The organism is Roseimaritima sediminicola (assembly GCF_009618275.1).
In the GTDB taxonomy this organism is placed as follows: Bacteria; Planctomycetota; Planctomycetia; order Pirellulales; family Pirellulaceae; genus Roseimaritima; species Roseimaritima sediminicola.
The window spans coordinates 144033-171011 of record NZ_WIAD01000007.1; the positions used below are offsets into that span (position 1 = coordinate 144033).

Annotated in this window: 24 protein-coding genes; 10 read left to right on the forward strand and 14 right to left on the reverse strand. The window is 60.5% G+C overall.

The window, feature by feature from the left end; translation table 11 throughout:
* Positions 1 to 349 precede the first annotated feature (349 nt).
* A complete protein-coding gene (locus GE027_RS06300) occupies positions 350 to 955 on the forward strand; it encodes a lysophospholipid acyltransferase family protein (RefSeq protein WP_153556333.1) in 606 nt (201 codons plus the stop codon).
* Here the strand turns inward: GE027_RS06300 and GE027_RS06305 are convergent.
* From GE027_RS06305 to GE027_RS06325, 5 genes are all read right to left on the reverse strand, one after another.
* Positions 938 to 1312, reverse strand: a complete 375-nt coding sequence (locus GE027_RS06305) for a VOC family protein (protein WP_153556334.1) — start codon at positions 1310 to 1312, stop codon at positions 938 to 940. The two genes, GE027_RS06300 and GE027_RS06305, sit on opposite strands and share 18 nt — an antisense overlap.
* Complete coding sequence (locus GE027_RS06310) at positions 1309 to 2439, reverse strand: Gfo/Idh/MocA family protein (RefSeq protein ID WP_153556335.1); 1131 nt, start codon at positions 2437 to 2439, stop codon at positions 1309 to 1311. The genes GE027_RS06305 and GE027_RS06310 overlap by 4 nt, the downstream gene beginning before the upstream one ends.
* Positions 2440 to 2483: 44 nt before the next feature.
* A complete protein-coding gene (locus GE027_RS06315; RefSeq protein WP_153556336.1) occupies positions 2484 to 3527 on the reverse strand; it encodes a sugar phosphate isomerase/epimerase family protein in 1044 nt (347 codons plus the stop codon).
* A 104-nt stretch (positions 3528 to 3631) separates the two neighbouring features.
* Positions 3632 to 4882, reverse strand: coding sequence for a hypothetical protein (locus GE027_RS06320; RefSeq protein WP_153556337.1), 1251 nt, complete (start codon positions 4880 to 4882; stop codon positions 3632 to 3634).
* A gap of 544 nt (positions 4883 to 5426) precedes the next feature.
* A complete protein-coding gene (locus GE027_RS06325) occupies positions 5427 to 6356 on the reverse strand; it encodes a sigma-70 family RNA polymerase sigma factor (RefSeq protein WP_237607334.1) in 930 nt (309 codons plus the stop codon).
* 413 nt (positions 6357 to 6769) lie between these two features.
* On the opposite strand from GE027_RS06325, the gene GE027_RS06330 reads away from it, so the two are divergent.
* Entirely contained in the window at positions 6770 to 7177 is a 408-nt protein-coding gene (locus GE027_RS06330) for a hypothetical protein (protein WP_153556338.1), read from the forward strand.
* 253 nt (positions 7178 to 7430) lie between these two features.
* On the opposite strand, the gene purN is transcribed toward GE027_RS06330, so the two are convergent.
* Positions 7431 to 8021 carry a phosphoribosylglycinamide formyltransferase gene (gene purN / locus GE027_RS06335; protein WP_153556339.1) on the reverse strand — a complete coding sequence of 197 codons (591 nt, stop codon included), beginning with the start codon at positions 8019 to 8021 and terminating at the stop codon, positions 7431 to 7433.
* Positions 8018 to 8596 carry a hypothetical protein gene (locus tag GE027_RS06340; protein WP_153556340.1) on the reverse strand — a complete coding sequence of 193 codons (579 nt, stop codon included), beginning with the start codon at positions 8594 to 8596 and terminating at the stop codon, positions 8018 to 8020. Before GE027_RS06340 ends, purN begins: the two co-directional genes overlap by 4 nt.
* Positions 8597 to 8803: 207 nt before the next feature.
* Here GE027_RS06340 and GE027_RS06345 point away from each other — a divergent pair, with 207 nt between their 5' ends.
* A complete protein-coding gene (locus GE027_RS06345; RefSeq protein WP_153556341.1) occupies positions 8804 to 9928 on the forward strand; it encodes a DUF6807 domain-containing protein in 1125 nt (374 codons plus the stop codon).
* A gap of 22 nt (positions 9929 to 9950) precedes the next feature.
* On the opposite strand, the gene GE027_RS06350 is transcribed toward GE027_RS06345, so the two are convergent.
* A complete protein-coding gene (locus GE027_RS06350) occupies positions 9951 to 10178 on the reverse strand; it encodes a lipopolysaccharide assembly protein LapA domain-containing protein (protein WP_153556342.1) in 228 nt (75 codons plus the stop codon).
* Between the two features lie 405 nt (positions 10179 to 10583).
* On the opposite strand from GE027_RS06350, the gene GE027_RS06355 reads away from it, so the two are divergent.
* The 4 genes from GE027_RS06355 (at position 10584) to GE027_RS06370 (ending at position 17029) form a co-directional block, all read left to right on the forward strand.
* Positions 10584 to 11861: a transaldolase family protein gene (locus GE027_RS06355; RefSeq protein WP_153556343.1), complete on the forward strand. Its 1278-nt coding sequence runs from the start codon at positions 10584 to 10586 to the stop codon at positions 11859 to 11861.
* Positions 11862 to 11903: 42 nt separating this feature from the next.
* Complete coding sequence (locus GE027_RS06360) at positions 11904 to 13778, forward strand: transketolase (protein ID WP_153556344.1); 1875 nt, start codon at positions 11904 to 11906, stop codon at positions 13776 to 13778.
* 487 nt (positions 13779 to 14265) lie between these two features.
* A complete protein-coding gene (locus GE027_RS06365; protein ID WP_153556345.1) occupies positions 14266 to 15339 on the forward strand; it encodes an ImuA family protein in 1074 nt (357 codons plus the stop codon).
* A gap of 10 nt (positions 15340 to 15349) precedes the next feature.
* Complete coding sequence (locus GE027_RS06370) at positions 15350 to 17029, forward strand: Y-family DNA polymerase (RefSeq protein WP_153556346.1); 1680 nt, start codon at positions 15350 to 15352, stop codon at positions 17027 to 17029.
* A 17-nt stretch (positions 17030 to 17046) separates the two neighbouring features.
* Here GE027_RS06370 and GE027_RS06375 read toward each other — a convergent pair whose 3' ends face one another.
* Positions 17047 to 18018 (reverse strand): UDP-glucuronic acid decarboxylase family protein, encoded by a 972-nt coding sequence (locus GE027_RS06375; protein WP_153556347.1) that lies wholly within the window; start codon positions 18016 to 18018, stop codon positions 17047 to 17049.
* A 356-nt stretch (positions 18019 to 18374) separates the two neighbouring features.
* Between GE027_RS06375 and GE027_RS06380 the strand changes: the two genes are divergently transcribed.
* The 3 genes from GE027_RS06380 to GE027_RS06390 all read left to right on the forward strand — a co-directional run bounded on the left by GE027_RS06380 (position 18375) and on the right by GE027_RS06390 (position 21823).
* The gene (locus GE027_RS06380) at positions 18375 to 19043 is read left to right on the forward strand and encodes a hypothetical protein (RefSeq protein ID WP_162006599.1); all 669 of its coding nucleotides are present in this window, start codon (positions 18375 to 18377) and stop codon (positions 19041 to 19043) included.
* Entirely contained in the window at positions 19040 to 20575 is a 1536-nt protein-coding gene (locus tag GE027_RS06385; RefSeq protein ID WP_153556349.1) for a hypothetical protein, read from the forward strand. Before GE027_RS06380 ends, GE027_RS06385 begins: the two co-directional genes overlap by 4 nt.
* Positions 20576 to 20788: 213 nt before the next feature.
* The gene (locus tag GE027_RS06390) at positions 20789 to 21823 is read left to right on the forward strand and encodes a peptidyl-alpha-hydroxyglycine alpha-amidating lyase family protein (protein ID WP_153556350.1); all 1035 of its coding nucleotides are present in this window, start codon (positions 20789 to 20791) and stop codon (positions 21821 to 21823) included.
* A gap of 1086 nt (positions 21824 to 22909) precedes the next feature.
* Here the strand turns inward: GE027_RS06390 and GE027_RS06395 are convergent.
* From GE027_RS06395 to GE027_RS06410, 5 genes are all read right to left on the reverse strand, one after another.
* Positions 22910 to 23623, reverse strand: a complete 714-nt coding sequence (locus tag GE027_RS06395; RefSeq protein WP_153556351.1) for an SGNH/GDSL hydrolase family protein — start codon at positions 23621 to 23623, stop codon at positions 22910 to 22912.
* A gap of 712 nt (positions 23624 to 24335) precedes the next feature.
* Complete coding sequence (locus GE027_RS06400; protein ID WP_162006600.1) at positions 24336 to 25250, reverse strand: hypothetical protein; 915 nt, start codon at positions 25248 to 25250, stop codon at positions 24336 to 24338.
* Entirely contained in the window at positions 25222 to 25443 is a 222-nt protein-coding gene (locus GE027_RS22805; RefSeq protein ID WP_162006601.1) for a hypothetical protein, read from the reverse strand. The genes GE027_RS06400 and GE027_RS22805 overlap by 29 nt, the downstream gene beginning before the upstream one ends.
* Entirely contained in the window at positions 25444 to 25740 is a 297-nt protein-coding gene (locus GE027_RS06405; RefSeq protein ID WP_153556353.1) for a four helix bundle protein, read from the reverse strand.
* 173 nt (positions 25741 to 25913) lie between these two features.
* Positions 25914 to 26654 carry a hypothetical protein gene (locus GE027_RS06410; RefSeq protein WP_153556354.1) on the reverse strand — a complete coding sequence of 247 codons (741 nt, stop codon included), beginning with the start codon at positions 26652 to 26654 and terminating at the stop codon, positions 25914 to 25916.
* Positions 26655 to 26979: the final 325 nt, after the last annotated feature.

A 26979-nucleotide genomic window follows, 5' to 3' on the forward strand; every position in this document is an offset into this window, starting at 1 on the left:
GTCAGCGAGTGAAGCAGTGGTGGGAGAGGGGTCGGGGGTGAGGGGGCTCGGGTGCAACGGAATGACTGTTTGCGTACGCCTTTCCGATTCCCGCATCACAGCGAAAGTCGGAGGTGGTGCTGCTCTGCTGGTCCCCCTCACCCCCAACCCCTCTCCCCCGAAGCCTGACTCGCTTAGGCTCGCCAGGCTTCGGGGGAGAGGGGAGAAAGCGATTCTTCTCATACATAGATTCCGCCGGAGTCAGCAAATCTCAAATCGAGCACGAGCACGAGCAGGACCTTAACTCGTCACTCGTCACTCGCCGCGATGTGGTCTGGGAGACGGGGCGGTGGGTTCGTAGAATGCCCGCATGAAATTGACCGGACATGCGATCGTTTTACTGGCCAAGTTGTTCAGCGGCTGTACCGTGCGCTGGGTGGATTGCCAGCCGGATACGTGCCAGCGAATCTATTTCGCCAACCACACCAGCCACCTGGACGCGGTGGTGCTGTGGAGTGCGCTGCCGAAACCGCTGCGCGCGGTGACGCGTCCGGTCGCTGCCAAGGATTACTGGTCCAAGGGTTTTTTGCGGCCGCACATCGCCGAATCCTTCAATGCCCTGCTGATCGATCGCAAAGAGATCAAGGTGCACAAGAGCCCGGTCGACATGATGATTCGCCAGATGGGCGACGTGTACTCGTTGATCGTGTTCCCCGAGGGCAGCCGGGCCAGCGGCGAGGAGATGGGCGAGTTCAAGAGCGGGCTGTACTACCTGGGCAAGAAACGCCCGGACCTGGAACTGGTGCCGGTGTGCATCGACAACGTCAACCGTATCCTGCCGCGAGGCGAAGTCCTGCCGGTGCCGCTGCTGAGCTGTATCACGATCGGGCCGCCGATCTTTCTCGAAGCCGGCGAGCCCAAGGTGGAGTTTTTGCGTCGCGCCCGCGAAGCCGTCCGCTCACTGCGTGACCGGTAAACAACACAGCTCGACCCAGTGCCCGTCGGGATCGACGACGAAGATCTGCTCCGCGCCGTCCGGACGCCGCTTGCGCGGCATCCGTTCCACCTCCAGCTTCGCCAGATGCTCCTCCCAAGCGTCCATATCGTCGACGCAGAGCGCGAAGTGCGTCCCCCGGGGATGGGACTGGGTTTCGGCCGTGCGGTCGCCGATCAGGTGCAGTTCCTGGTCGACGCCCAGCCGAAACCACGCGCCCGGAAAGTCAAAGTCCGGACGCGGCATCGCGGTCAACTGCAACACATCGCGATAGAACGCCTCGCTGCGCGGCACATCGGCGACGTGCAGCGCCACGTGATTCAGCGCAAGCGTTCTCATACGTTCTTCCAGGAACGCTCCGCGGCACTGGCCAACACGGCGTCGCAAACCTTCTGGGTTTCCAGGGCGTCCCGGAAATTCGGCCGCGCCGGCTCGCCGCCTTCCAGCGACTTCAAAAAGTCCGCCACCTGGTGGATGAAGCTGTGCTCGTAGCCGATCTGCAGTCCCGGCACCCACCAGTTGCCCATGTAGGGCTGGTCGCCGTCAGAAACGTGGATGCTGCGCCAGCCGCGGACCACGCTGTCGTCGGCGTGATCAAAGTACTCCAGGCGGTGCAGGTCGTGCAGGTCCCAACGCAGCGAAGCGTGTTCGCCGTTGACTTCCAGCGTGTACAGGGCCTTGTGACCGCGAGCGTAGCGGGTCGATTCGAACAGCCCCAGCGAGCCGTTTTCGAAGTGACACAGGAAACTGCAGGCGTCGTCGATCTTGACCGGTTGCTTTTCGCCGGTCTCGGCATGCGTCCGCTCTTTGACGAAGGTTTCGGTCACGGCCGAAACGTCGGTGATGCCACCATTGAGCCACAGAGCGGTATCGATGCAGTGCGCCAGCAAGTCGCCGGTCACGCCGCTGCCGGCCGCTTCGGCATCCAGACGCCAGGTGGCCGCGCCGCCCTGGGGCACGTCGGCGTTGATCGTCCAGTCCTGCAAGAAGTTCGCCCGGTAATGGAAGATCTGGCCCAGGCGGCCTTCGTCGATCAACTTCTTGGCCAGCGTCACCGCGGGCACGCGGCGGTAGTTGTACCAGACCATGTTGGCCACGCCGGCGTCTTCGACCGCCTTGCACATTTCCTCGCCTTCGGCGGTGTCCATGGCCAGCGGTTTTTCGCACAGGATCATCTTGCCAGCCTTGGCAGCGGCGATCGCGATCTCTTTGTGCAGGTTATTGGGCACACAGATATCGACCGCATCGATATCGTCACGCTTGAGCAGTTCGCGCCAATCCGTCTCGATCGACTCGTACCCCCAGGTGTCCGCAAACTGTTGGGCTTTGTCCTTGTTGCGTGCGCACAGGGCTTTCAGCACCGGCTGGTACTGGCAATCGAAAAAGTGGTTGGCTTGGGAATAGGCGTTGGTGTGGGCCTTGCCCATGAACCCGTAGCCGATCATGCCGATATTCAGTGGTTTCATTGGTTGTCTTCCTCGCGGGAGTAGGGGGGCTGTCGAACGCGGGATCAGGCTTGCCAACCATGGGCCGCTTGAACGTCCAACATGGCCGAAAGGATCTTGTTCCAGGTGTCCTGTTTCATCATCACGTCGTTGGGGAACATGCATCCATCCCAGCAGATGTGCTGGATCGTTTTCAGCACATCCCCGTGCTCGTCACGCAACCAGTAACCGGCGTCGTGGACGATGTCCAGTTTGCCGCCCGGGTCGTCGGGCAAGCAGTGGCGGCCGGTCTTGTCGTGGCTGCCGGTGCCGTGCACGCTGGCGTCGTTCTGAGCCACGTGGAAATCGATCGTCCAGGGCCGCAGGGCATGGGTCAGCTCTTTCAGCGCCTTGTTCTTCCGCTCGGTGTCCTGCCAGTCAAAATCCTGCGGCAAGAGAGCGTCCTCGGGCGCGTTGTAACCCATCAGGTACAACAGCGTGTGCGCCATGTCGGCCTGGAAACCAAAGCGTTCGGGGTGTCCGACGCGCTCGAGCAGGTCGACCATCTTTCGCCAGGAGTGCATTCCGCCCCAGCAGATCTCACCTTCGGCGGCGAGACGCTCGTCGTACTCTTCGGCGATGTCCGCGGCGGCTTTGAACGTGTCGGCGATCTTCGACTGGTTGTTGTCGGGGTCCTTGACCCACTGCTCGACCGACGACGCGCTGTCCAGCCGGACGACGCCGTAGGGACGCACGCCCAACTGCCGCAGTTTCTGGCCGATCTGGCAAGCCTTGCGGACCTGGGTCAGAAAGGCGCTGACCTCATCGGGCGATCCCATGGCCGGCCCGCCACCGGTCGGTTCCCAAACCGGGGCAACGACGCTGCCGACGACCAGGTTGCGGCTCTTGATCCGCTCGGCAACCTGTTCCAGTTCGTGATCGGTGGCGTCGATCGAAATGTGCGGCTCGGACAAAAAGATGTCCACGCCATCGAACCGGCGACCATTGACTTCGGCCGCTGCGGTCAGGTCCAGCATGGTATCCAGATCGATGACCGGGTCGTTGCCTTCGCCGCCCTTGCCGACGACGCCGGGCCAGGCTGCGTTGTGAAGTTTGGGATAGTTGTTCATGACTACTCGGCGAAAAAAAGGTCGGCGAAAAAAAAGTCGGCGGCTGAGCAAGCAACGCTGGCAGGCTCAACCACACGGCAGGAAGAGGCGGCCTCGCGGGACGCTTAACTTCCGGCTTTGGGGATGTTGTTGCCGTGGACTTCGGGCCCGAAGTATCGCAGACCCACCAACGGCTCGGAGCCGGTGTTCACGATTTTCACGCCGGCGGTCGCCGCTTCGTGACTGATGAATACCTCGTCTTCGGTGTTTTCGCCAAAGCGGATCATCGCGGGGGTCTGCAGGTCCAACGATCCCATGCGACCTTTGCCCTGCACGGTGATCCAGCTGCTGGCGCCGGGATCGTTCAGCGTGCAACTGGCCCCCGGCTGGATCGTCAACTCTTTAGCGCTGAACAGCTGACTGCCGTCGACCGTGCCGTACACGATCCAGAGATCTTCATAATCGTCGCCGCTGGCCGCGTCGTCCCGCACCGGCTCGAGGTAGTTGGACTGTTTGAAGTGCGTGTCGACGTTGCGCTCCCAGTCCAGCTGGCCGACGATGAAGTCCAGGTCGTCGTGTTTCTCTTCGGGCATATCTTTGACCAACAGCGACCAGGGCACGTAACGGCCTTCGACGATCGACTGGTACATGCCGAACACGTCGCTGCCCCACTGCGGTTCGTAGGTGCAGAGGCTGCCCGGAGCGTGCAGGACGCCCGGCGGGATCAACCATCCGGTCCCGCGTTTGAGCCGATAGGCACGCGAAAGATCCAGAATCCCGTTATCGCCGGCGTTCCAGTTTTCCAGGCAACGACGCACGTCCTCTTTGCTCGTTCCCGGTTCCAGTCCCATGAACGTGTACGCAAAGTTGTTGTCGACGTTGTTCAGCTGGGGCGGAAAGTAGTAGCTCTCCGGCTTGCCTTCTTGACCGACCAGTTCCGCGTCTTCGAAGGACTGGTGCATGTGATGGGGGATCGGCCCCATGTTATCGAAGAACTTGGAATACACCGGCCAGCGGTTGTACTTGTTGAAGATGGCCGAGCCGATCAACCGCTCACCGGCTTCTTCGACGGCGTCCTTCAAGAGGAACTTCTTGCCCTCGAACAAGCAGAAGCTGAGGCCTTCGTGCCAGACGCGTCCCTCGTTGGCCGCTTCGGTCGTGCTGCCGAACCAACGCTCGTCGATCCCGCCTCGGTCCGCTCCAAAACGGTAGTAGTCGCCCGGATGCAACTTGATACGCCGTCCCGGATGCAGGAACGACCGGGGGACCCAAGTCGGGGTCAGTCGGAGCAGACCGCCCCCGGCGTCCAGCGCCGAATCGAGCAAGGAGGCAACGCTGTCACCTTTGACCAGCCCTTCATCAAGAGCAATATCCATGTGGCAATTCCCGCAGAGTAAGCAAAGGGGTGGAAAGGAGGGGAGGGAGGACGTTTGGTGGAACCGCCCGGCGGCGCATTTCCAGGTGCAAGTTTTAGGCGGAATAGGACCGCAGTTCAAGTAACGGCACACGGCCAGGCCGCGGAAGACGACAAGTTATGGCAGGGAAAACCCCACACAACCGGATTTATTGCGGCAGCTTCCCCCGGTTGCGCTGCAGCCTGCCCGGTGGCGGTTCGGCTGGCCCCTCGCTGGCGAAACCTTCGCCGGGCACGCGTTTTAGCCGGCCGATAGACTCGTCTGCCTCGGAGGACTTGTCGGCAATCACCGACGCCGGTGGCTGCGGCCGACGCGCCGGTCGAGCATGCAGCGGCCGCCCCGATCGGCGGTCGCAGCAGCAGGCTCGACGGGGCGACGCAGCTTCGGGCGGCAATCGCTCAACGGGCCAGGGAGGGAGTGGCCCAGAGACAAGTCCAACAGGGAGGGTGGGTGGCAAACGAGTCTATCGGCGCCGGCAGGTGCTCTCGGCGGCCGCAAAAAAAGCCTACCCGAACAGGCGTTCGCGGGGGTCCATCAGACCGTCGGCCAAGCGGCGGAGGGCTTCGGTTTCGATCTGACGCACGCGTTCGCGGGTCAAGCCCAGCTTGGCCCCGATCTCCTTCAGCGTATGCGGCTCGTCCCCGTCCAAGCCGAACCGCAGCTTCAGCACGGTCGCCTCGCGTTCCTCCAGGTCATCCAGCAGGTCCATGGCGTGGCGGAGGATGTCGTGATCCAACAGCTCCTCGTCGGGACTCTTCAGCCGTTCATCCATCACCATCTCGCCCAGCGACCAGCCGGAATCGGTTTGGTCGCTCTGCGGCGTGCTGTTATTGATGCGGATGGCTTTCTTGATGATCGGCAGCTTCTTCTTGGGCAGTCCCAGCATCCGCGCCGTCTCCTCGTGCGTCGGCGTCCGCCCCAGCTCCTCGGTCAGGCGAGCCGTCGCCCGCCGCCATTTGCTCAGCAGTTCGACCATGTAGGCCGGGATACGGATCGTCTTGGCACTGTTGATCAACGCCCGTTTGATCGACTGCTTGATCCAGTAACTGGCATAGGTGCTGAAGCGGGTGCCCATCGTGGGGTCGAAACCTTCGACCGCCCGCAACAGTCCCAGGTTGCCCTCTTCGATCAAATCCTGCAGCCCCAGCCCCTTGCCGGTGTAGCCCCGAGCGATGTTGACCACCAAGCGGAGGTTGGCGCGAACCATCCGGTCCCGAGCCTCGACGTCGCCCTGGGCGATCGCTCCGGCCAGCTCCAGCTCCTCGTCGGCCGTCAGCAATGCCGTCTCGTTGATCTCGCGAAGGTAGGTCTCCAGTGGCGACTGGGCTCCACTGCGAGTCCGCGAGGCTCGCAACTGACGACGCGCTTCGGCCAGCTCTGCGGCTTCCAGATCCGGCAGATCAGGAGCTTCGTTCGCAAGGATCGATTCCGACATTGACAACCTCGATTCACTTATACGGGGAGGACCGGTCTGGACGCCTTTCAGACCCGTTGATCACACAAATAAGAATCGGTTGGGCAAGCTCTGATGCCCAAAAATAAAAGCAACAGGGGTTCCGTAACGGTTGTGCCAGTTATCCGCCCCACCGGTCGCCCCCGTATCCGAAGTCGCCAGACTTTGGACCGCCACGTAACCGAAGTCGCCAGACTTTGGACCGCTGGAGCCCATCAATCCCGCCGCTTCCGGGCCCCCCAGAACTTTTCCTTTCGGCTGTGACCTAACGTGTCCGGCCCGTCGCGATGATTACCGGCAGTGAGACGCGAGCGTCTTACATGGAACCACCCCATCCACATCCGATCGCTGGCCGGAACGACTCCTGGCCGACGATGCAGCCGAGAAGATCGACGATGACTCAGTTAATGCTGTTCGAAGCACCCAGCTCGTCTGTCCCCTACGCCGCCACCGCCGATCGTGCTCCGCGGCTCTCCTCCGGCGGTTCGCCCACGGCCCGTCGAGCTCCCACGGCCCGTCGAGCTCCGGCAGCCTGTCGCCGCGTCGCTGCAGAACGTGCTCGGCGGCCTGAGCGAATTGCCGAGCCGGCTGCGGAATCGTCCGCTGCGTGCGATCCGTCCGCAGTCACCGCGTCGACGCCCCTGCCGCAGCTGGGCGGCAGCTTGCCGCTGTACGATCCCCAGCGTGGCGAGCTCCAGCACATCGGCGACTTGGCCCAGCGTGTGATCAGCCGCTATGAGATCGTCGCTCGGCGGCGAGCGATCCTGCTGGCCCGCGGCCCCCGCCAAGCCGCCCGAGCCTAAGCACCATAGTAGCTCGGCTGTCCCCGCCGAGACAGAAGCAACCATCGCGCTCGCCGCTCAAGAGCTCTGGCCTTTGTTTTGCTTCACAGCCTCGAGCACCAGCCGGCGGCTTTCCGTACGCTCGCTTCGCGATCGAGCGAAGAGGGTTTTCGCGAGCAGGGTTTTCGCGAGCAGGGTTTTCTCGGCTGGGACAGCCGAGCTACTTTGGCCAGCCGAGCTACTTTGGCCAGCCGAGCTACTTTGGCCAGCCGAGCTACTTTGGCCAGCGGCCGACCAGCTCGCGGATGGCTTCGGGAAAGGCGAGGCATTCCTGTTCGAAAACCCGAGCGGCCAGCGTCTCGGCCGTATCGTCGGGCAACACCGCACAGGTCCGCTGCACGATGATCGGACCATTGTCGTAGTGATTATCCACCAGATGTACCGTGCATCCGCTGACTTTCACGCCCTTGTCGATCGCCGCTTGATGCACGCGAGCCCCGTACATTCCCGCGCCGCAGAATGCGGGGATCAGCGAGGGATGGATATTCAGTACGCGGCCGTGGTAGTCGTCGGGAATCAAGACGTGCTTGAGGTAGCCGGCCATCAGGACCAGCTTCGCACCGACCTCGCGACAGGGTCCGAACATCGCTTCTTGATACGCCTGATCATCCGGCGAGTCCGCCCGCCGGACGACGCGCGTTTCGATCCCGGCATCGCGAGCGATCTGGATGCCACCGGCCGACGCTTTGCTGCTGATCACCAAGCGAAAATCGACGGGCAAGCCTTGCTGTTGGCGAGCCTGAATCAAATTGGCCAGCGTTCTGCCGCCGCCCGAAAGAAAGACGGCCGTGGGAATGTCGTTCATCGCACTTCGTTTGTAGGAATACGCCGCGGGTCCTCCAGTCCCAAGGCCGCTCGGCGACGTCGTTGGTACTGAGCCTTGGCTTGCTCGTAGCGCTGAGCTTTCGAGTAGTGCAAAAGCCCGCCGGCAATCCCGATGACGATAAACACTAATCCAAACAAGGGAAACAGGGCCGCCGCCGAGGGCAGCCCCATCCGCATTCCTCGCGCGACAATACTGCCGGCAAACAGCATCCAAACAAATCCAAAGACGGTTGCGATGACGGTGCCGAAAATAGCGCCGCCTTTGGACGGCACCGAGACGCGACCGTCCTTGCCATGAACCTGCAACTCCCGCTGCGTGATCTCCCACTGCCGGTCCAACTGTTCCACTTCCTCTCTGTGCTTCAGCTGCTCGACCTGCTCGACCAAACCGTCGGTCGTCGCCTTAATCTCTTCCAACAGCTCGGTCGAATGGGCGCTGCCACTGTGGTGGACGACCAATTGCGCATCACAGAACCCGCAGGTCACAAAACGTGCCGTGGGCGGGACCTCCAGGGGAGCTCCACAGTGGTTGCAGCGAACCGAAATCAACTTCATGAATCCAGGATCCCGAAAAACAGGTCGATTGGCGGGGCGGCAGGAGTCTATCGGTCGATAAAACTGCCCGTTCCGCATGATTGTCCCCGGCCAGATTTCCCCCGGACGGGGGCGAGGATTATATCATGGCAGCGAGCGATCCCGCCTGTGGATCCCGCTCGCCGGCTTCCGCTACCACCTGTTTCCCTCGCACCTCGGCCTTCACCTATGACTCACCGCCCCGCCTTCCCCGTTCGTTTCTTGACTGCGTTTCCCGCCGACCGGTTGCGATCGTTTCCCACTGACCGGTTGCGATTTGGCTGGCTGGTCGCGCTCGCGATCGGCCTGATCCTTCCGGCATCCGCCCCGGCCGCCGAACCATCTCCAGAGTCGGATTCGCCGCCGCGCTGCGTAGTCCGGCCCGGCGACGCCCACGACTTCGTTTTGGACGTGGATGGAGTGAATCGATTGAAATGGCATTTCGCGCCGAGCTTTCCGCGGCCGTTTTTCTATCCGGTGATCGGACCCAGCGGAACATCGCTGACGCGCATGGGTCACCCCGGTGCACCGGACCACGATCACCATCGCTCGATCTGGTTCGCGCACAACAAAGTGGACGGATTTAATTTTTGGTCCGAACACGGAGGCACGGCCGTGCGCCAAGACCAATGGCTGGCCCTGGAGGACTGCGACGACCACGCCGCCTTTGCCGTTCGCTTGGGATGGTTCGACCCAGAGGGCACACGGCTGATGGAGCAGCAGTTGATCACTCGCTGGACACCGCTGGAGAACGACCAGGCGCTGCTGGAAATTCAAACCACGTTCCGCCCGGCCGAGGGCCGCGAACAGGTGACCTTGCAGAAAACGAATTACGGCCTGTTGGCGGTTCGCGTCAGCAAATCGCTGTCCGCCGCCTTCGGCCGCGGTACCCTGACCGCCGACGACGGCAGCCAGGGCGAACCGGCGATTTTCGGCAAACCGCATCGCTGGGTCGACTACAGCGGCGCCAGTGCCGCCGGACCGCCCGAGCAACGTCGCTGGGTGCAGGAGGGGATCACCTACTTCGACCACCCGAACAACGTCGGGTTTCCCAACGCGTGGCACGTCCGCTCCGATGGCTGGCTGTGTGCGTCGCCGTGCTACCACGAAGACATCCTGGTCCGCGAAGACCAACCGCTGGAGCTGCGGTACTTGCTGTTCCTGCACGCGGGGGCCTACGACGCACAGGAAGCCGAACAGCAGTTTCAGGCATTCGCCCAGCGACCGGCGATGCTCGTTCGCAAATCTTCCACGCCGCACACCCGTTTCGAGATCGTGCCGGAGAATCAAACGGCTGCGGCGGATGCCGAGTGAGCCGGTCGCCGCCGCGGGCTCGCTACGCCTTGGTCTTGGCGCGGCGAGCGCGTTTGTGCAGCCACAAGCCGGTCGTCAGCGAACCGGCCAGAAACCCGCAAGCTGCGGTAACGAACACCAGCAACGTCGTGGATAGCGTAAAACTGACGAAAACCAGATCGACACTGGTCGGGTCGCGGTTCAGCAACCCGAACAATACCAGCAGCACCAGGATCAGAAGCACGAGGACGAGTTTTATTTTCTGCAGCATAACGGGGCCCAAACGGGGTTAGCAGGCGACGGGGGCGGCGGTGCACTTTTCAGACGGCTGGGGCATTTGCATCCAGAATACCTCAGTTGCGGTTGATCAGCGACCAACCGCCGCCTGCCAATGCAAGCGTTGCTCTCGTGGCACGGTTTCCAGGGTGCCGCCTCACAAAGACAACGCGGCGCCAGCTCGAGGCTGGCGACGCGGATGATCCATCGCCCGCCACAAAACCTTGCGCCCGCCGGAAAATCTTACCCCAGCCCTGGCTTTCGATCTGGGAAGCCCCCTGCCGGCCAACTTGGCGTGAACTTTGCAGCGTTTTGCTTTTGAAAATCACTGATTATTCGAAAGCTTCGAGAGCTTTAAAAGCTTTAAAAGCTTCAAAACCCAAGTGAGGCAAACGTTCCCATGAGTCACGCCACGTCCCACTCCTCTCTCGCGGTCATCGAGCCGCAGTCTGCCCCGTCCGATCGCATCGCCGCGTTCGTTCACGACGGGATCGATTTGGAGGCATCGCGGCCTGAACCCAAATCCAGCGATGTTTGGAAAAAGCTCAATCGCACCCCCACCGCCCTGTGGCTCGACAGCGGCGACATCCAAGACATCGAATCGCTGTGGTGCCAGCAGTTCAGCGGCCTGACCACCAACAACTCGCTGCTGAACAAGGAAGTCCAAAACGGCACCTACGACGACCTGGTACCCCGCGCCGCCGAATTGGTCGCCGATCTGCCCGAAGAGGCGCGCGTTCGCGAGATCGCATTTATCTTAAATGTGCGGCACGCCCTGCGGCTGGTCGAGCGATTCGGCTGTGATGTCAGCGTCGAACTGCACACCGATGTGGCCGATGACGGAGAAGCCACGTTGGCCTTTGCCCGGCGCTGCCATCAGATCTGTCCCGAACACTTCATCGTCAAAGTTCCATTCACGCCCGCCGGCATCATTGCGATCCGACAGCTGCGCGACGAGAACATCCGCGTCAATTGCACGCTGGGTTTCAGTGCCCGGCAGAACTATGTGGTGACCGCCCTGGCGCGGCCGTCCTTCGTCAATGTCTTTCTCGGCAGGCTGAATTCGTACGTCGCCGACAACGAACTGGGCGACGGCAAAATGGTCGGCGAAAAGGCGACGTTGGCCAGCCAAAGCGAGGTCGCGACGTTCACCCGCGGACTGCCGACGACCGACACCCAACAGATCGCCGCCAGTCTCCGCGATCCCTCCCAGTTGCCAGCCCTGGCGGGTGTCGACGTGATCACCATGCCCGCGGATGTTGCCCAGCAAGCCGAGCGGCAATTGCAGCAGCCCTGGCAGTCCCAGTTGAACGAAGAACCACAAGTCACCCTGCATGACAGTGTCGATCCGAGCACGGTGCGGATTGAAAAACTGTGGGCGGTCAGCAAAACCGAACGCACGTTCGTGCAAAAAGCCATCCTGATGCCGCCGGCAAATGCGACCGAACTGCAGCAGTTGGCGAACGACCACGAAATCGAAGACCTGTTCCCGGTGTTGGCCGAGGCGGAACTGCGAACCATTGCCGACGATGGCAAAATCCCCCAGCACCAGCGCTGGCAATCGCGTATCCAACGCCGTGACCTGGCCATCGACAGCCTGATGACGCGGGCCGGACTGGCGACCTTCGCTGCGGACCAGAGCAAGCTGGACGACCGGATTCGCAAACACCTCGCCTAAACCTCAGGTCATCCTCGGGCCATCCAACACTCGGAGTTCTCCATGTCGACCGAAACGCATACCGATACTTCTCACCTGCAAGCCTTGTCGAATCAAATTCGACGCTGGATCGTACGCACCACCTCCGGTGCAGCCTCCGGACACCCCACGTCGTCGTTGTCGGCGGTCGAACTGATGGTCGACTTGTTGTTCGCCGGACATTTTCGCTTTGATGTCCAGCAACCGCAAAACCCTGCCAACGATCGTTTGATCTTTTCCAAGGGCCATGCTTCGCCGCTGTTCTATGCCCTGTGGGCTGCCGCCGGCGAGATCCCGCCAGGGGATTTGCAGAGTTACCGCGAGTTCGGCAGCCGACTGGAAGGACATCCGACATCGCGTTTCTCGCACACCGAGGCCGCCACCGGATCGCTCGGCCAAGGCCTATCGATCGGATTGGGCATGGCGATGACCGCACGCTATTTGGACCATTCGCCCAGCCGAAGCTTTGTGCTGTTGGGCGATAGCGAGATGACCGAAGGATCGCAGTGGGAAGCGATCCAGTTGGCCACCCATTACAAACTGGACAACCTGGTCGGCATCCTGGATGTCAATCGACTGGGCCAGCGGGGGCCGACGATGTACGGGCACGACCTGGAAGCCTATCGTCGCCGGATCGAACCGTTCGGATGGCGATGCATTCTCATCGAAGACGGTCACGATCACGATCAGGTCCTGCACGCCTACGAACAAATGAATGCGTCGGAACAGTATCCCGGCCAGCCGATCATGCTGATTGCCCACACCATCAAGGGCAAGGGGATCCCCGAACTGGAAGACGAAGGCGGGCATCACGGCAAACCCGTCGAGGACGAACTGGTCGAAGGTGCGCTGGACCGCTGGGGCGAAGCCAACGAAGACATTCGCGGCCAGTTTGCTGCCCCGATCGTGTACCAGCCCGATCCACCACGATCGATGAAGGCTGAATCGCCCGGGTACTCGCTGGGCGACGAGGTCGCGACGCGGGACGCTTACGGCAACGCCCTGCTGCATTTGGCCGCCAAGTACCCTCAGCTGGTTTCCTTGGACGCCGAAGTCAGCAATTCGACGCGCGCCCAGCGTTTCCAGGAAGCCCACCCGGGACGGTTCTTCGAAATGTTTATCGCCGAACAGAACATGGTCGGCGCGGCAACCGGGATGGCGCTGCGGGGCAAAATCCCCTTCGTTTCCACCTTCGCAGCTTTCTTGACGCGAGCTTTCGACCAAATTCGCATGGCTCCGCACTCGGAAGCCGCGATCAAGTTCGTCGGCTCACACTGCGGCGTCTCGATCGGCCAGGACGGACCGTCTCAGATGGGACTCGAAGACATCGCCATGTTTCGCACGCTCCAGGACGCGGCGGTCCTGTATCCCTGCGATGCGGTTTCCACCGAAAAACTTGCCGACGAAATGGCCGCCTACGAAGGCATCGCCTACCTGCGGACCACTCGCGGCGATACGCCGGTCCTCTACGAAAGCGACGAATCCTTTTCGATCGGTGGCAGCAAGATCCTGCGGCGCAGCGACGACGACCAGGTCACCCTGATCGGTGCGGGCATCACCCTGCACGAATGTTTGGACGCCCAGGAGCGTCTTGCCCAGCAAGGCATCGCCGCGCGCGTGATCGACCTGTACAGCATCAAACCGTTGGATCATGCCACCGTTCGCCAAGCTGCCGACCAGACGCAGGTCGTCTTCACGGTCGAAGACCACTATCCCGAAGGCGGCATCGGCGAAGCGGTCCTGACCAGCCTGTCGGACCACCCGACGCCGGTCCGCTGTCTGGCCGTCCGCAAACGCCCGCTGAGTGGCGCTCCGGAAAAACTGCTCGACAACGAAGGCATCTCGGCGGCGGGAATTGTCGAAGCGGTCCAGCGCTGGAATCAAGAACGCTCGGATTGACCATCGAGCGCTTCTAGCAATTCGTCGTCTGCCCGGGCGATCGGGGGCTGAATCGCGAAGCGATGGCAGTCGATAGCCTCGGATGCCAATCCGAGGTAGGAGGCCCCAAAAATAGGTTTAAAGTCGCGAAGCGACGGCAGGTGGTTTCAAGCCACCCGCCGTCGCTTCGCGACTTTCAATGGGGTGGGGTATCGTCGACCTGGGATTTGCATCTCAGGCTATCGACGGTCGTTTCTTCGCAACTGGCAATCGTCTGCGCTGGCCCGCTTCGCAACTGGCGATCGTCTGCGCTTGCCCGCCCGATCTTTAAAAAGGCCGCAAATCGAGTCGATCTTTGCCGCCCCGCTCCGGTTTTGACCGCACGTGTCAGGCTCCGCGCCTAATTTCTTTTCCAGATGCACGAAATGCAGTGCAATGCTAGCATGGACTTTGTACGATACATACGTACACAGACGCTCTTTTAGCTCGCCGATGGATAGGAGCAACGATGACGACACAACTAGCCTTTTGGGATACCGCTCCCGCGGCGGTACTCGACCCGCACCAGGTGGCCGGGCCGCGATCGGGCCCCATGGCGAAGGCTTCCCCCGCGCCGGCTTCTTCGCCGTCGCCGGCCTCGGAAGCGTGCGGTTCGAGCCCGTCTACTACGGAGACGCCCGCCGCGCGACCGAACACGCAGCGGCCTCTCTCCGAGTCGTCTAGCGCCGGCGTACTGGACCGTTTGCGCAAGCAGCTGGGGAATCTGGAAAGCGGCCGAGGGGAGAACCACGACGAACCGTTCGCGCCCGTCTCCAGCGGCGTTCGTTCGATGGACCGTTTGTTGCCGCGGGACGGGTTTCCGGCCGGTTCGATGGTCGAGTGGGTGGCCACCTGCGCGGGCGGAGGCGCGAGATTGTTGTCGATGTTGGCGGCGGCCCAAGCGCTTCGTGCTTGCCCGGGCTGGTTGGTCGTCGTCGATGCCAGCGGCACGTTTTATCCGCCGGCGGCCCTGGGGCTGGGCGTGCCGATGGACCGCATCGTGTGGGTTCGCCCGGCGGATCACCAGGATCAGGTGTGGGCCATCGACCAAGCGTTGCGTTGTCCGGCCGTGGCGGCCGTTTGGAGTCCGGTGGGGGCGTCGCTGGATGATCGCGACGCGCGGCGTTTTCAATTGGCTGCGGAAACCGGCAACACGTTGGCAATGTTGGTGCGGCCGGCCAGCGTCATGAACCAGCCCAGCTTCGCAGCGATCCGCTGGCGAGTTCAGGGCGAAGCGCCGGCGGGTCGAGCCTCTCGCGGCCGCACGCTCCGCGCCACCCTGACGCGCTGTCGCGGCGGCCGAATCGACCGCTCGGTCACGTTTGCCATTACCGAACACGGAATCATCGATGTGCCCGCCCACCGTTCCAACACCTCGGTCCCCCGGCCCGCCGCCCACAACACCAGCGCCGCGGCGGCTGTGCATCTGGCTGCCCAATTGGCCCGTCCAGCGGTGGCAAGCCGCGGCTCGGGAAAACTCGCGCCAGTCCGCCAACCGGCCGCCCGCCAACCGGCCGCCCAGCAAACCCGAGCATCCGCCTGAAACCGAAGTCGTGCTGTGGCATACCGATCCGCGTCGTGGCCGCACCGTCGTCGCGGCTTCGGCCGCCGCGGTACGGCGCGGTGTGCGACCTGCCATGCCGCTGGTCGAAGCCCGCACGTTGTTGCAGAGCAGCGGGGCCACGCCGATGCCCGGGGCCACGCCGATGCCCGGGGCCACGCCGATGCGCGGGGCCACAGAGCGGCGTGGAGACACAGGACCGGTGATCGCTGCGCACGACCCGGCGGCGGACCTGACGGCGCTGCGCGACTTGGCCGAGACGCTGTCGCTGGAGATCAGCCCGCTGGTCGCCCTGGAACCGCTGGAGAAAGCTCGTTGGGCGGGACAACACCTGCACCAACCCGACGCGCTGTTGTTGGACGTAACGGGGCTGGGGCGTTGGTTTGGCGACGAAGCCCAACTGCTGCATCAAGCGACAACCGTCCTCCGGCGTCACGGCTTGTCCGCGCGGTTGGCCCTCTGTTCGAGTGTCGGCGCCGCTTGGGCGTTTGCGCATTACGGCCCGGAATCGTCCGCCATGCGGCACGGTTCCTGTCGTGTTTGGCAGGTTCCCGCCGCAGAGACGCAGGCGGCGCTCGCGACGCTGCCGGTCGCTTGCCTGCGGTTGCCGGTGCCGGCGGCCGAAAAGCTCCATCGTCTGGGCATCGCCACCGTCGACGAACTGCTGCAACTGCCGCGCAGCGGGTTGACCTCTCGGTTGGGACCGCAAGTCTTGACGCGGATCGACCAGGCGCTGGGCACTGTGGACCAAACCCTACCGGTTCATCACGCGGCCCCCGAAGACGTCGCAACCACCGATCTGGAATATCCCACCAACGCAACAGACCTGCTGAAGCATCGTCTGCAGGGCTTGGTAGAACGCCTGGCTCAGCAACTCAGTCGCCGACAACACGGCGTCCTGCGGCTGGCCTGTCGGTTGGATTTGGTACAGGCTCCCTCGCGACACCTGCGGGTCGGATTGTTTGCTCCCACCGCCGACGCCGCCCACCTGACGGGGTTGTTGCACAACGTGTTTGAACAACAACGCTTGCCGTCTGCGGTGCATCGGATCGTCCTGGCCGCTCCGTTGACCGGCCCGTTGCAAGCGATCCAGCAGAGTCTGTTGGGAGAAACCGGCGCGGGCGCAGCCGACCAGAAACGCTTTGCCCAGTTGATCGACAACCTCAGCAACCGGTTGGGCGCCGATCGCGTCCTGGGGCTTCGGCCCAGCAAGGACCCCTTGCCCGAACGAGCTTACAAAACCGTGCCGTTGACCGGCCGGCTGCAATCACGGAACCGTCGCAGAGGCAGCCGTGCGGTGGGCGGCGAAAGCAACACGTCACGCCGCCGCAAAGCGCCGCGGGACGGCAAACGGGCCGGCGACAATGGAGTTTACCGGTCGGCACTCGATGTGCCGCTGCGCCGGCCGCTGGACTTGCTGTCCCAGCCCGAACCCATCGAAGCGGTCGAGCTGCACGTCGAGGGCTGGCCCCAACAGATTCGCTTGCCGCGCTGGCCGGCCGCCCAGCGCACCGTGCGAGCTTGGGGACCGGAACGCATCGAAACCGGCTGGTGGCAGGGCCCTTCGATCCGTCGCGATTATTATCGCATCGAAATCGAAACCGGTCCCTGGTTGTGGATCTACCGACAACTGGGCACCGACCGCTGGTGGCTGCACGGTTGGTTCGGGTAAACGATTCAGCCGTGGATTCAGCTGTAATTCGGCGTCGGCGGTTTGTAGTCGCTCAGATCGATCGAGCGGAACCATTCGATGGTTTTGGCCAGCCCCTCGGCCAGCGGCGTCGTGGGTTTCCAGTCCAGGTTTTTCATAGCCAAGCTGATATCGGGCTGGCGACGCGTAGGATCGTCCTTGGGCAGTGGTTTTTGAATCAGTTCGGATTCGCCTCCGACCTGTTCGAGCACCAGTTCGGCCAGCTCGCGAATCGTGAACTCGCTTTGATTGCCGATATTGACCGGACCGTGGAAGCCGGGCGGAGCGTTCATCATGCGGATGATCGCTTCGACCAGATCGTCGCGATAACAGAACGAGCGAGTCTGCGAACCGTCGCCAAAGATCGTGATCGGTTCATTCCACAAAGCCTGACGAATGAAGTTTGAAACCACGCGGCCGTCGTAGGGATGCATCCGAGGGCCGTAGGTGTTGAAGATTCGCACCACGCGAACATCGACGTTATTGCTGCGAACGTAGTCCATGCACAGCGTTTCGGCGGCGCGTTTGCCTTCGTCGTAGCAGGCCCGTGGTCCGATCGGATTAACATTGCCGCGATAGGATTCCGGCTGGGGATGCACGTCGGGGTCGCCGTAGACTTCGCTGGTGCTGGCCTGCACCAGCCGTGCCCCACAGCGTTTGGCGATGCCCAGCATGTTGATGATCCCCATCACCGACGTCTTCATCGTCTTGATGGGGTTGAACTGATAATGCCCCGGTGCGGCCGGGCAGGCCAAATTGTAGATCTGATCCACTTCCAAGAAGATCGGCAGCGTGATGTCGTGGCGGATCAGCTCGAAATTCGGCCGGTCCAGCAGATGCGATACATTGCGTTTCTGACTGGTGAAAAAGTTATCCAAACAGATCACGTCATGGCCTTGATCGACCAACCGTTCGCACAGATGCGATCCCAGAAATCCGGCGCCGCCGGTGACAAGAATACGAGAGATCATGGTTCGCAGAGGTTTTTGAGAGGAACGACAAATGCAAAGAAAGCAACAACGCAAATAACTACAACTGGGCACCGATGCCACCCCCAAAGGCTAACCAGCCAGAAAGAATAAGCAATCCGGCGCAGTTCCAGCGACGGAATTTCCCGCAGAAATCGGGACGCTCGGCCGGATCCGCTGTGGCGTTGCCGCCCGTCTTTCCCTGCATGACCATGTGCCTTGCGTTACCATGAGTTCCTGCTCGGCTCCCTCCGGTCAATCTTCTCCTGACGAGCTCGATATCGTTGAAAACGTCAACCCTCCTGCAGCGACTTCCGCGACTCTTCGTTGGTCTTTTGCTTCTTTGCGGAATCGTGACCTTGATCATCTGGACGCGCGACAATCGCGAGTTGCGGGAGGACGTCTTGCGGCTGGAAGCCGAACTGGGACGGATGGAGATCGACGACGTGGATGCGATTTACATCGTGGCTATCGAGGAGCCGATCGTTCCGCCCGAGGTGGCTCCGCACGTCGACCTGCTCTGGCAGTTCCGCTGCTATCTACCGCCAGGATATGACTTCCAAACCATGCGAGGCGGGGGACGCGTTTCCGAGTCGGGCATGTACTTCCAAGGCGGTTTCGGTTCGAGCCGTTCGTCCCCGCGTCCCGAACCCTATCACGAGCTGCTGACGATCAGTTTGCGGCGGCAAGACGACAGGCTGGTGTGCTTCTATTCCTTTGGTGGATCGAGCGTTTCAGGGACGTGGAACGTCGACCTCGACAGTGAAAATCTGGTGGTCGAAACATTGGCAAGCCCTGGTGGCCCCGCCCAGTCGTTCGATCAATCCACGATTCTGCCAATCTTGAAAGCGTACGATCCGAACACCGCGGAAGTGAAAGAGATCAACGGGCAATCCATCACGACGTATGCGGGTGGCATTGTGGTCGTATGTCCCAGGAAGCTCGATCCCGAATTTGAACAGCTTCGTCGAGGCCGCACGCCCGACGGCTTTCAAGCTTCTTCACTTGCAGAGGGACAGCGACAATGACCACCGGTTCACCGAACGGCAGAGCGCGTTTCAGGTTCTCGCTGTGGCACATCCTGGCGCTGACGGCGATCATCGCCGTTTGGACGGCTGTGCTGCTGGCCTTCGAGACAAACGCCCGTCTCACTCAGCGACGAAACGATCTGCTGGCGCTGTCCAGTCGTTTAGAAATTGCCGACCCCGACCGCCTTCAGTGCGTCGCGTATCCTCCGGTGGCGAAGGATCTGAAATCATGGGAAGTTCATGTCCCGGAACGCAAAGCCTTTGAACTTCGCTTCTGCGTGGCAACCGTGTCCAAGGCGGGAATGCCACAAGACTTCGAGAAGATACCGCTGACGGCCGGCAGACATCGCATCACGCTGCATTCCGCTGACCATCCCGATGAAGGGTTTCGTTTCAGGGTGTTCGTCGATGGTCAGACCGTTATCGCTCGGTCGATGGGACGAGAATGGATGCCCAATGGCTGGCAGAGGGCCAGCGGATTAAACCCGCCGTTCATCATGCGCGGCGGTGCAACATCCATGCTGCATCTGTCCGGCAAATCTTACACCCCACGAACGAAATTTGAGTCGGGCAGCTACTTCAACGGTCAGAGTGACGAATGGGTCAGCCACCTGGGCTATCGACTTTGGATCGACCGAGCGGACCAAACCTACCCCCCGCCTTCTCCCTTCGTCGGCTTCGAGCATCTGCAAAGCTATGACGGAATGGGTCTGCGCGACGGACTTCGCTACCGCACCAGGCAAAGCCAACAGTACGCATGGACATTTATTCGGCCGGCCTCCGAATCCCGCAAGCCCGTACTGACCATCGTTCCCGAGTTTTTCGTTGGCAACCAAAAGGTGCTGGGGGATCAGACGATAGAGTTCGCGGGTTGGAAGCGGATAGACGTACCGCGCGAGCAGAAAGCGGGTTCGACGCAAGCAGATCCAGGGGAATCGGCCTACAGCATCTTGCTGCAAGCGGACGTTGAATCCGCCAGCGCAGCGAAACCCGTCGTCGAACTTCGCTGGGACGCGAGCCGTCCCAAGGACGTGGGAATTCGACTTCCCAAGACTCCGCCGAACGCAGATTTAACCAAGTGGCGAATGCGAATCATCGACGGAACGAGCCATCTTTGGCGTTTGCTCGACGCCGGAGAACAGACGCGCGATGTGCGAACAAGTTTCCGAGACACGGGCGATCAGCCTCTATCCCATCCGTTGCCACTTCCACTCGACCCACAGTCCGACGGATCGTATCGGATCAGCTGGAGAACAGACATCGCCAAGCCGTTGCAAATGCTCGAGCGAGACAAGGAAAACGCAAACGCCTATCGAAGCCTGAGTCTGTTTCGGGGGCTGCCCGTCGCGTTCGAAGCCGAAATTGCGGCCTCGCAAGAACCACGACTGAAGATCGTTCGAGTGCTGCAGCATTCCGGCGAGCCGAACGCCGCACGAAAGCCGATTCCCGGAGGACCGGTCATCAAGGAGCTTCAAATCGAGCTCGACGCCACCGCAGCGGAATATGTTTGGTTTCGAGCGTTCCCTCGCTAGCCGGGACCGCTGGCCGGTAACGCCGTCGTCACGTCCAGGATCACTCACGCTCTGGCGTCCTTCTCTTGCGTCGCGAAGACCAGACACCTTGCCCGCCCATTGCCGCATTGGGATTCGCTACACTTTAGTGGCAAGCGGTCCGGACGAAGGGTTTCCAATTTGCTCGTCCGCCTTGTAATCCTGGAACAGCCAATCAACAACGAGCCTTACATCATGAAAAAGCTTCGAGCCATCCTGCTGCTCATCCTGACGGGCGGCATCTCTCCTGTCGCGCAGGCGCAAAAGAGCATGAACGAACTCGACCCGGGCAAGAGCCCCGACTACCCGCGTGTGAACATGGCGCCGTGGTATGAAGTCGATCCGAACTGGCCTCAACAGCCGGATGAATTCCAGTCGGGAGACGTGCCCGGAATCGCGGTCGACGCAAAGGATCAAATCTATGTGTTCACGCGTTCGACGCCACCGATCCAGGTCTACACGCCCGCCGGCGAACTGGTCCGATCCTGGGGCGAGGACAGCATCGCCACGGCGCATCATTTAAAGATTGATGATGACGGGAATATCTGGGTGGCCGACATCGGCTTGCACGTGGTTCGCAAGTTCAGCCCCGAGGGCAAAGTACTGCAGACGATCGGCACACCGGGCGTTCCCGGCGATGACGAAACGCACTTCGACAAACCGACCGACATGGCGATCGCCGCCAACGGCGACATCTTCATCGCCGACGGCTACGGCAACAATCGCATCGTTCACTGCGACAAGGACGGCAACTTCGTGAAGGCCTGGGGCAGCCTGGGCACTGGCCCGCTGCAGTTTTCGCTTCCGCACGCCATCGCCATCGACTCGGCCGGCCAGCTCTACGTCGCCGACCGCAACAACGCCCGAGTGATGATCTACAACCAAGCGGGCAAGCTGGTCGATAGCTGGGACAACATCATCGTCCCTTGGGGTTTTTGGGTCACGCCGGAAGATCACATCTGGGTTTGCGGTGCCTCGCCGATGCCGTGGCGCGAGGATCCCGACTATCCCGGCGCACCTCTGAGTTGCCCTCCCAAAGACCAAGTGCTGATGAAGTTCACCACGAAGGGAAAGTTGCTGCAGTTGTGGACGATCCCCAAAGGAGCCGACGGCAAGGAGCAGCCGGGCGAAGTGAACTGGCTGCACGCTCTGGCGCTTGATTCCAAGGGCAATATCTACGTCGGTGACATTATCGGCAAGCGTGCGCAGAAGTTTATCCGCCGTGACTAGGCCCAGTCTGAAAACCTGAGCCGCTCGCGCTAGCCTCGGGCCCTATCGCCGACCCGCCCCATTCCCGCAGGGTTTTCGCAGCGGCTTATCAGATATCCATTTCACCCAACCCGGTGTTCAGACCGAGACTAGCGGCAGATTCGAGGAGAAGCCCGGCTCGGTCCGCGTCGTGACGTCGACGACGTTTCCGAGCACGTAGTGGTCTCGCCCTTCGTTGTACACCGAACCCAAGCCCTTCCCCCCGGCGAAGCCCTGCCTCGGAATGGGCTGTCGATTTAGTGAGCCGTTTAGGCGATAGCCTCGGTTTCCTCACCGCAGAACCGGGGCTATCACCCAAACGGCTCAGATAAGCAATGCGTTTTCTAATAAATTGACTGACCGGTGACCCGCCGTTTGCAGCGTGGCACGAACACAAGACAAACCAGCAGACCGACAAACGAACCACCTGTACTCACATGCGATTGTTGGCTACTGTCACACCGAGGTTCCAGTCCGGGACGCCCCTGAACGCTGCATTCTATCGCGGCCGACGATGAATAAACATGCAAGTCTGCAGGATGACGAGTTCTCACAAAGTTCACAAAGGCACGGAGGCCAAGCAGGTACCGGCGCGACAGGGCAGCGCCGAACGAACCGGAGCGGATACCGAAAAACAGGTCCGAGCAAAAGAACCCGCCAAAGCCGAACCGGTAATCGCCTATTCGCGACCATTCGCGAATAGGAACCGCTTGACGCTACCGACAGCCGGCCACCCGCAACGATCGCACCACACGATCGCTAAGCACGTCGCAACATTTAATTCGGCTTTACTCTCCCTCTGGGAGAGTCGGGCTCTTAGGCCCGGAGAGGGTTTCCGTAAGGCCCTCCCCGGGCCTAAGAGCCCGACCCTCCCGCTGCGCGGGAGGGTGTTGTCGCGGGGTTTCACCGAAAGATTTATGCCGACGTGCTTAGCAGCAATGACGGCCGAGTTCACCGGACCGCGGCGAACAGGATTGATTTCAACAAAGGCGCGACGCGCGGCTCCGTGTGCAACCCATGATTATCCCGCGTCGTGAATTCCAATCTGAAGTGCAACGACTGTGTTTTTCACTTCCTACCTTTACCCGCGACACCAAGGGCCTTCAGAATACTGTCGGTGACCTGCTGCCCAATTCTTTTGTAACCCTCCTGGGTATAGTGAACATCGCCTGGTCTCGCAAACAGGTCGGCGTCAAAGGATTTGGTAAGCGCATGGAGATCGTTGGTAACGATGCCGTGCCGTTCCATGACTCTCGCAGCCGCCTCGTTGTACTTGACATCGTCGCCCTTTATACGCCCGGCTTCCCCATCCGGAACAACGGTAGTAGTTGCCCAGATTAGTTGAGCGTCGGTTCTCTTAAGGCGGGAGACGAGCCGCTCGAGGTTTTCCTCGTAATCTTCTATCGTTGTAGTGAGGGTTCCATTTACCTTATCTCGGTTTCCTTGCACTTTCGATTTCGGATGACGATAACAGAGATCCCATAGGCCCCAATTGAAGTGGATAACATCCCATTGGGTTTTTCCAATCCATGCATCTAGCTGCTCCAACCCTACGCCCGTGTGTTTGGCGTTTCCTTTGTTGTGCTGAACAACTGCCTTGCCTTCCAACTGAGCCGCAACATGAGGAGTGAATCCGTTGGAAACTGAGTCGCCTATGATCAGCACTTTGGGCAAGGCGGCCTCAGCCCGGCCGTTACTTTGAGCATCATTTCCGGAGCAGACGCTAGTCGTCAATAACAACGTTGTGGTCAGCAGCAGCGAGCCGAGTGGACCAGTTCTCATTAATATCTCTTTTCAAGCTTGATCGGGATAGCGTCGGTGCGAACCAGGTTGCCGCTTAAGATTGACCATGCTGTAACGTCAGCTCCGCAACTCTGGTTCAATACATGGTTTTTGTGAGATGAGCGGATTAGCGGGCGTTTTGACAACCCTGCCGATCTGGTTCGACTCCAGGATACCGGCCGGAACGGAACCGAGCAACAACGAGCTCGCAGAGCATAAATTCACTACGTTAATAAGCCTACCTCCATTATCCTACCATCTGCTCGCCATGGACAGGTAGGAAGATGGAGTTAGGAAGAGATGTGGAGGACGCCATTCTTGACTAGCTGTCGCCCAACGGCAGAGACAAAGGTTAGAGAACCGTTCGATGTGCTCCGCGGTGCGTTGCTCGTAGAAGGCGACCATTTCGGGTATTGGTTCAGGCGTGGTCATTCCTTGATTCGCCTGACAGCAAGAACGCCTGCCGTAACCGGGCATCAAGGAACCGTTCGGGAATAACTTCGTTGTAAGCGGAGTAGCCCAAGTCGCTAGATGCCATGCCGCGGGTAATTCTAGACTGCTAGGCGCGGAATTGCTGTGCCTCGGACGGGTTTCAAGTGCCGAGACGACCTAGGTCGGAATCGCAGAGCGATTGATTGTCCGTTCCCTGGGTTGGCACCCAGGGCTACCACATGTCGCCACTGCCGTGGCTGCCACGCCGTTGCAATGCATATTATGGTTCTGCCTCACGTTCAATAACGGGCCCTATGGATTGGGAGAAAGCTAGTGACATCGCGGCAGCGGTCCACCCAAGGCAAATCGCGAAAACATGGTTAATCGTTTTGATAATGACCCATTTGTGGGTTGAGTACGATGGAATGCCGTCGTGCCTTGAAATATTTATCGCAATCCATTCTGCGATCAGATCTGGGCAGGTGCCGATCCAGGAGAAAACAAATGTGAACGCTGCAAATCCTATCGCGGCAGCCTGGGTTCTGCCGGAGCAATGAAATGCGATGAGAATCGACGAAGCGCAGCCGATATTCAGCAACAGTTCAAGTAGGTCTGCCACAAGAAAGCTTGGAAAAAGCACGGAATAGCACGCAATTCCAAGATAACCCGCCATCGCCAGTGAAACCAAAAAAACCTGTGCAGTTCGAGCACCGCCGGATCGCTCTCCTCTGGCCGCATCTGCTGACGGTCGGCGATGCGTCAGTGCTGGCGACGCGGCAGCAGCGATTACCCCACCGAATACTGCAAGAAAGTTATTCAGAGTCTTCCCCACGACCCAGACATGCATCTGCTGCCGGGGTGAAGCTTTGGAGAGCGTCACTTCGGCAATCCAGTTTGCAAAGGACTCGGGACTTGTCCCTAAATGAGATCCGATCAGCGTGAAGACGGAATAGGACAGTGCGCCGCTTCGCAGGACGCCGCGTGAACGTGCTGCGATCACGAATCCAATCGCACAGGTGGTATTGAGCAGGAACTCAATCGCGTCGGCAAACACAAAACTGGGGTTTAGAACTGCATAGCATCCGAACGCCGCAAACGCGGTGAGTGCAAGGAGCGAAGCAATACTGAACCGCATGCAAACAGACTCATTGGCAGAACGGTTGCCGTCACCTGTGACGGACGATTGATTTTCCATTGGCAAAACCGCGCAAGCCGTCCGCACGTGCACGGCTTGGTTCTGGCTCTCGTTCGTGCTCGTGCTCAGCATCGCGGTGCTCGTGCTCGTAATCGATCGCCACGGCATAGTCTACCGACGATTCGCCGACGCCGTCAAACTTCATTGCCATACGAGTCAGCATCGAGACGATTCGTTTGAGCTTCAACTTCACCTAACGGCTGTACGCGTAATCCAATCCACCTGACGCTACCAGCACATCTTGGATCGCGGCACATTCAAACGCACTACCTCGTGCGATGTCGAAAAATCGGGCTCGATCCTTCAGGCTTCGTTTGCCGTTGCCTTCGGCGATGTTCAGTGGAATCGATTGAGCGGCACGGAGCCATTGGTCGCGAGGGTGGCGATGCAAACCGCTCAATGATTCCGATACGTCAAACGCTGCCGAAACGTATTCGATTGAGAGACGATAAACGTCGAGTCGATCGTGGCCAAAGATTGGTTCGGTCAAGTCAGCCCCATTTCGATTACGAGCACGAGCACCATTTCATTGAGCACGAGCACGATGATTGATTGTCTGTGCCAGAACGGTTGAGATCACCGAGTCGGAGCGGAAAAGTCACCGTTGCCAAAAGTCGCTTTCGACGACTTCGGTGCTTCCGGTGGTTTCCCGCCGTGTTCGCCCTACCGAATGAAAAAGCGTTGCGTGTCAGGAAAGCGGAATACAGCCGAGCGATACGAAACCGCAATGTCGTCATCCATATGGCAGTCGCCAAGAGTACCGAATGTCACATCGGTTCGCAAGAAATACTCTTTGAGCCTGTCGCGTCGGTATCGGTCGGCGATAAGCGGGAAGTCGAGGCTGACCGTCGGGTTGACGAAGTATGCCAGAAAGTCGATGCCAATCCGATTTGTTGCATAGGCCTTGGCGTCAGTAAGTCGGCAGATGTAAACGCCTTCAGTGTCATTGCGCGATAAGGAGGGGTAAATCAATTCCTCAGGAGTGAGTCCCGCTTCCGCTGGCGAATCGTCGAACGATCCCTCGCCGCAGATCACAAACCAGCCTGTAATCGGGCATAAAGCGTCAGCGACAAGCGTGTCATCGACAAGGTGGCCAACGATCTTCGGATCGGCAATTAGCGATTCAAGACCGTTGTAGGTCAACGCCAACGTATCATCGGAACTACAAGGGAGTGAGCACTTCAGAGCCGAAGAATGACCGACTACATTGTTGAGAAAAATACAGTCTTGGGTGGCGAATACAGCACGCAACTGTTCGATCCCATCGGCGAATGCGCGGCCGTACCGAAAAACCGGTTCGCAGGAAATGTCCGTGTTGCCTTCGGCGTGTGCCCATGCTGCAAACGCCGTTCTGCCATTCGCATGCGCGTGATGGTCGAAGCCGACAGGAAGTGTGTGGAGCATCGCGAGTTTCAGTCGGGGAACCTGTTTCTTACCTTACGGACGGGGTGAGAACACGTGTTTTCGGGGTGTTCTCCGGCTTGTGCAGTGAGAACCAGTCCCGTTCGAGTTACTTGCTTCTCACCGCTTGGGACTTGTTCTCACCGCGGCGTCGTTTCATTTGTGGATTGATTATCACCGCTTAAGCTGGCGCTAGCAAGTTTTCTTCCTCGTGACGCCGATCAGCCGGTGCTTACGCGCGTCCACAGGGAACCTCGCCGTCGCTCGGTGCCGGAGGGGCGAGATTGGGATGGATGGCCTTCACAGGCTGGAAGCCTAGACCACTGAT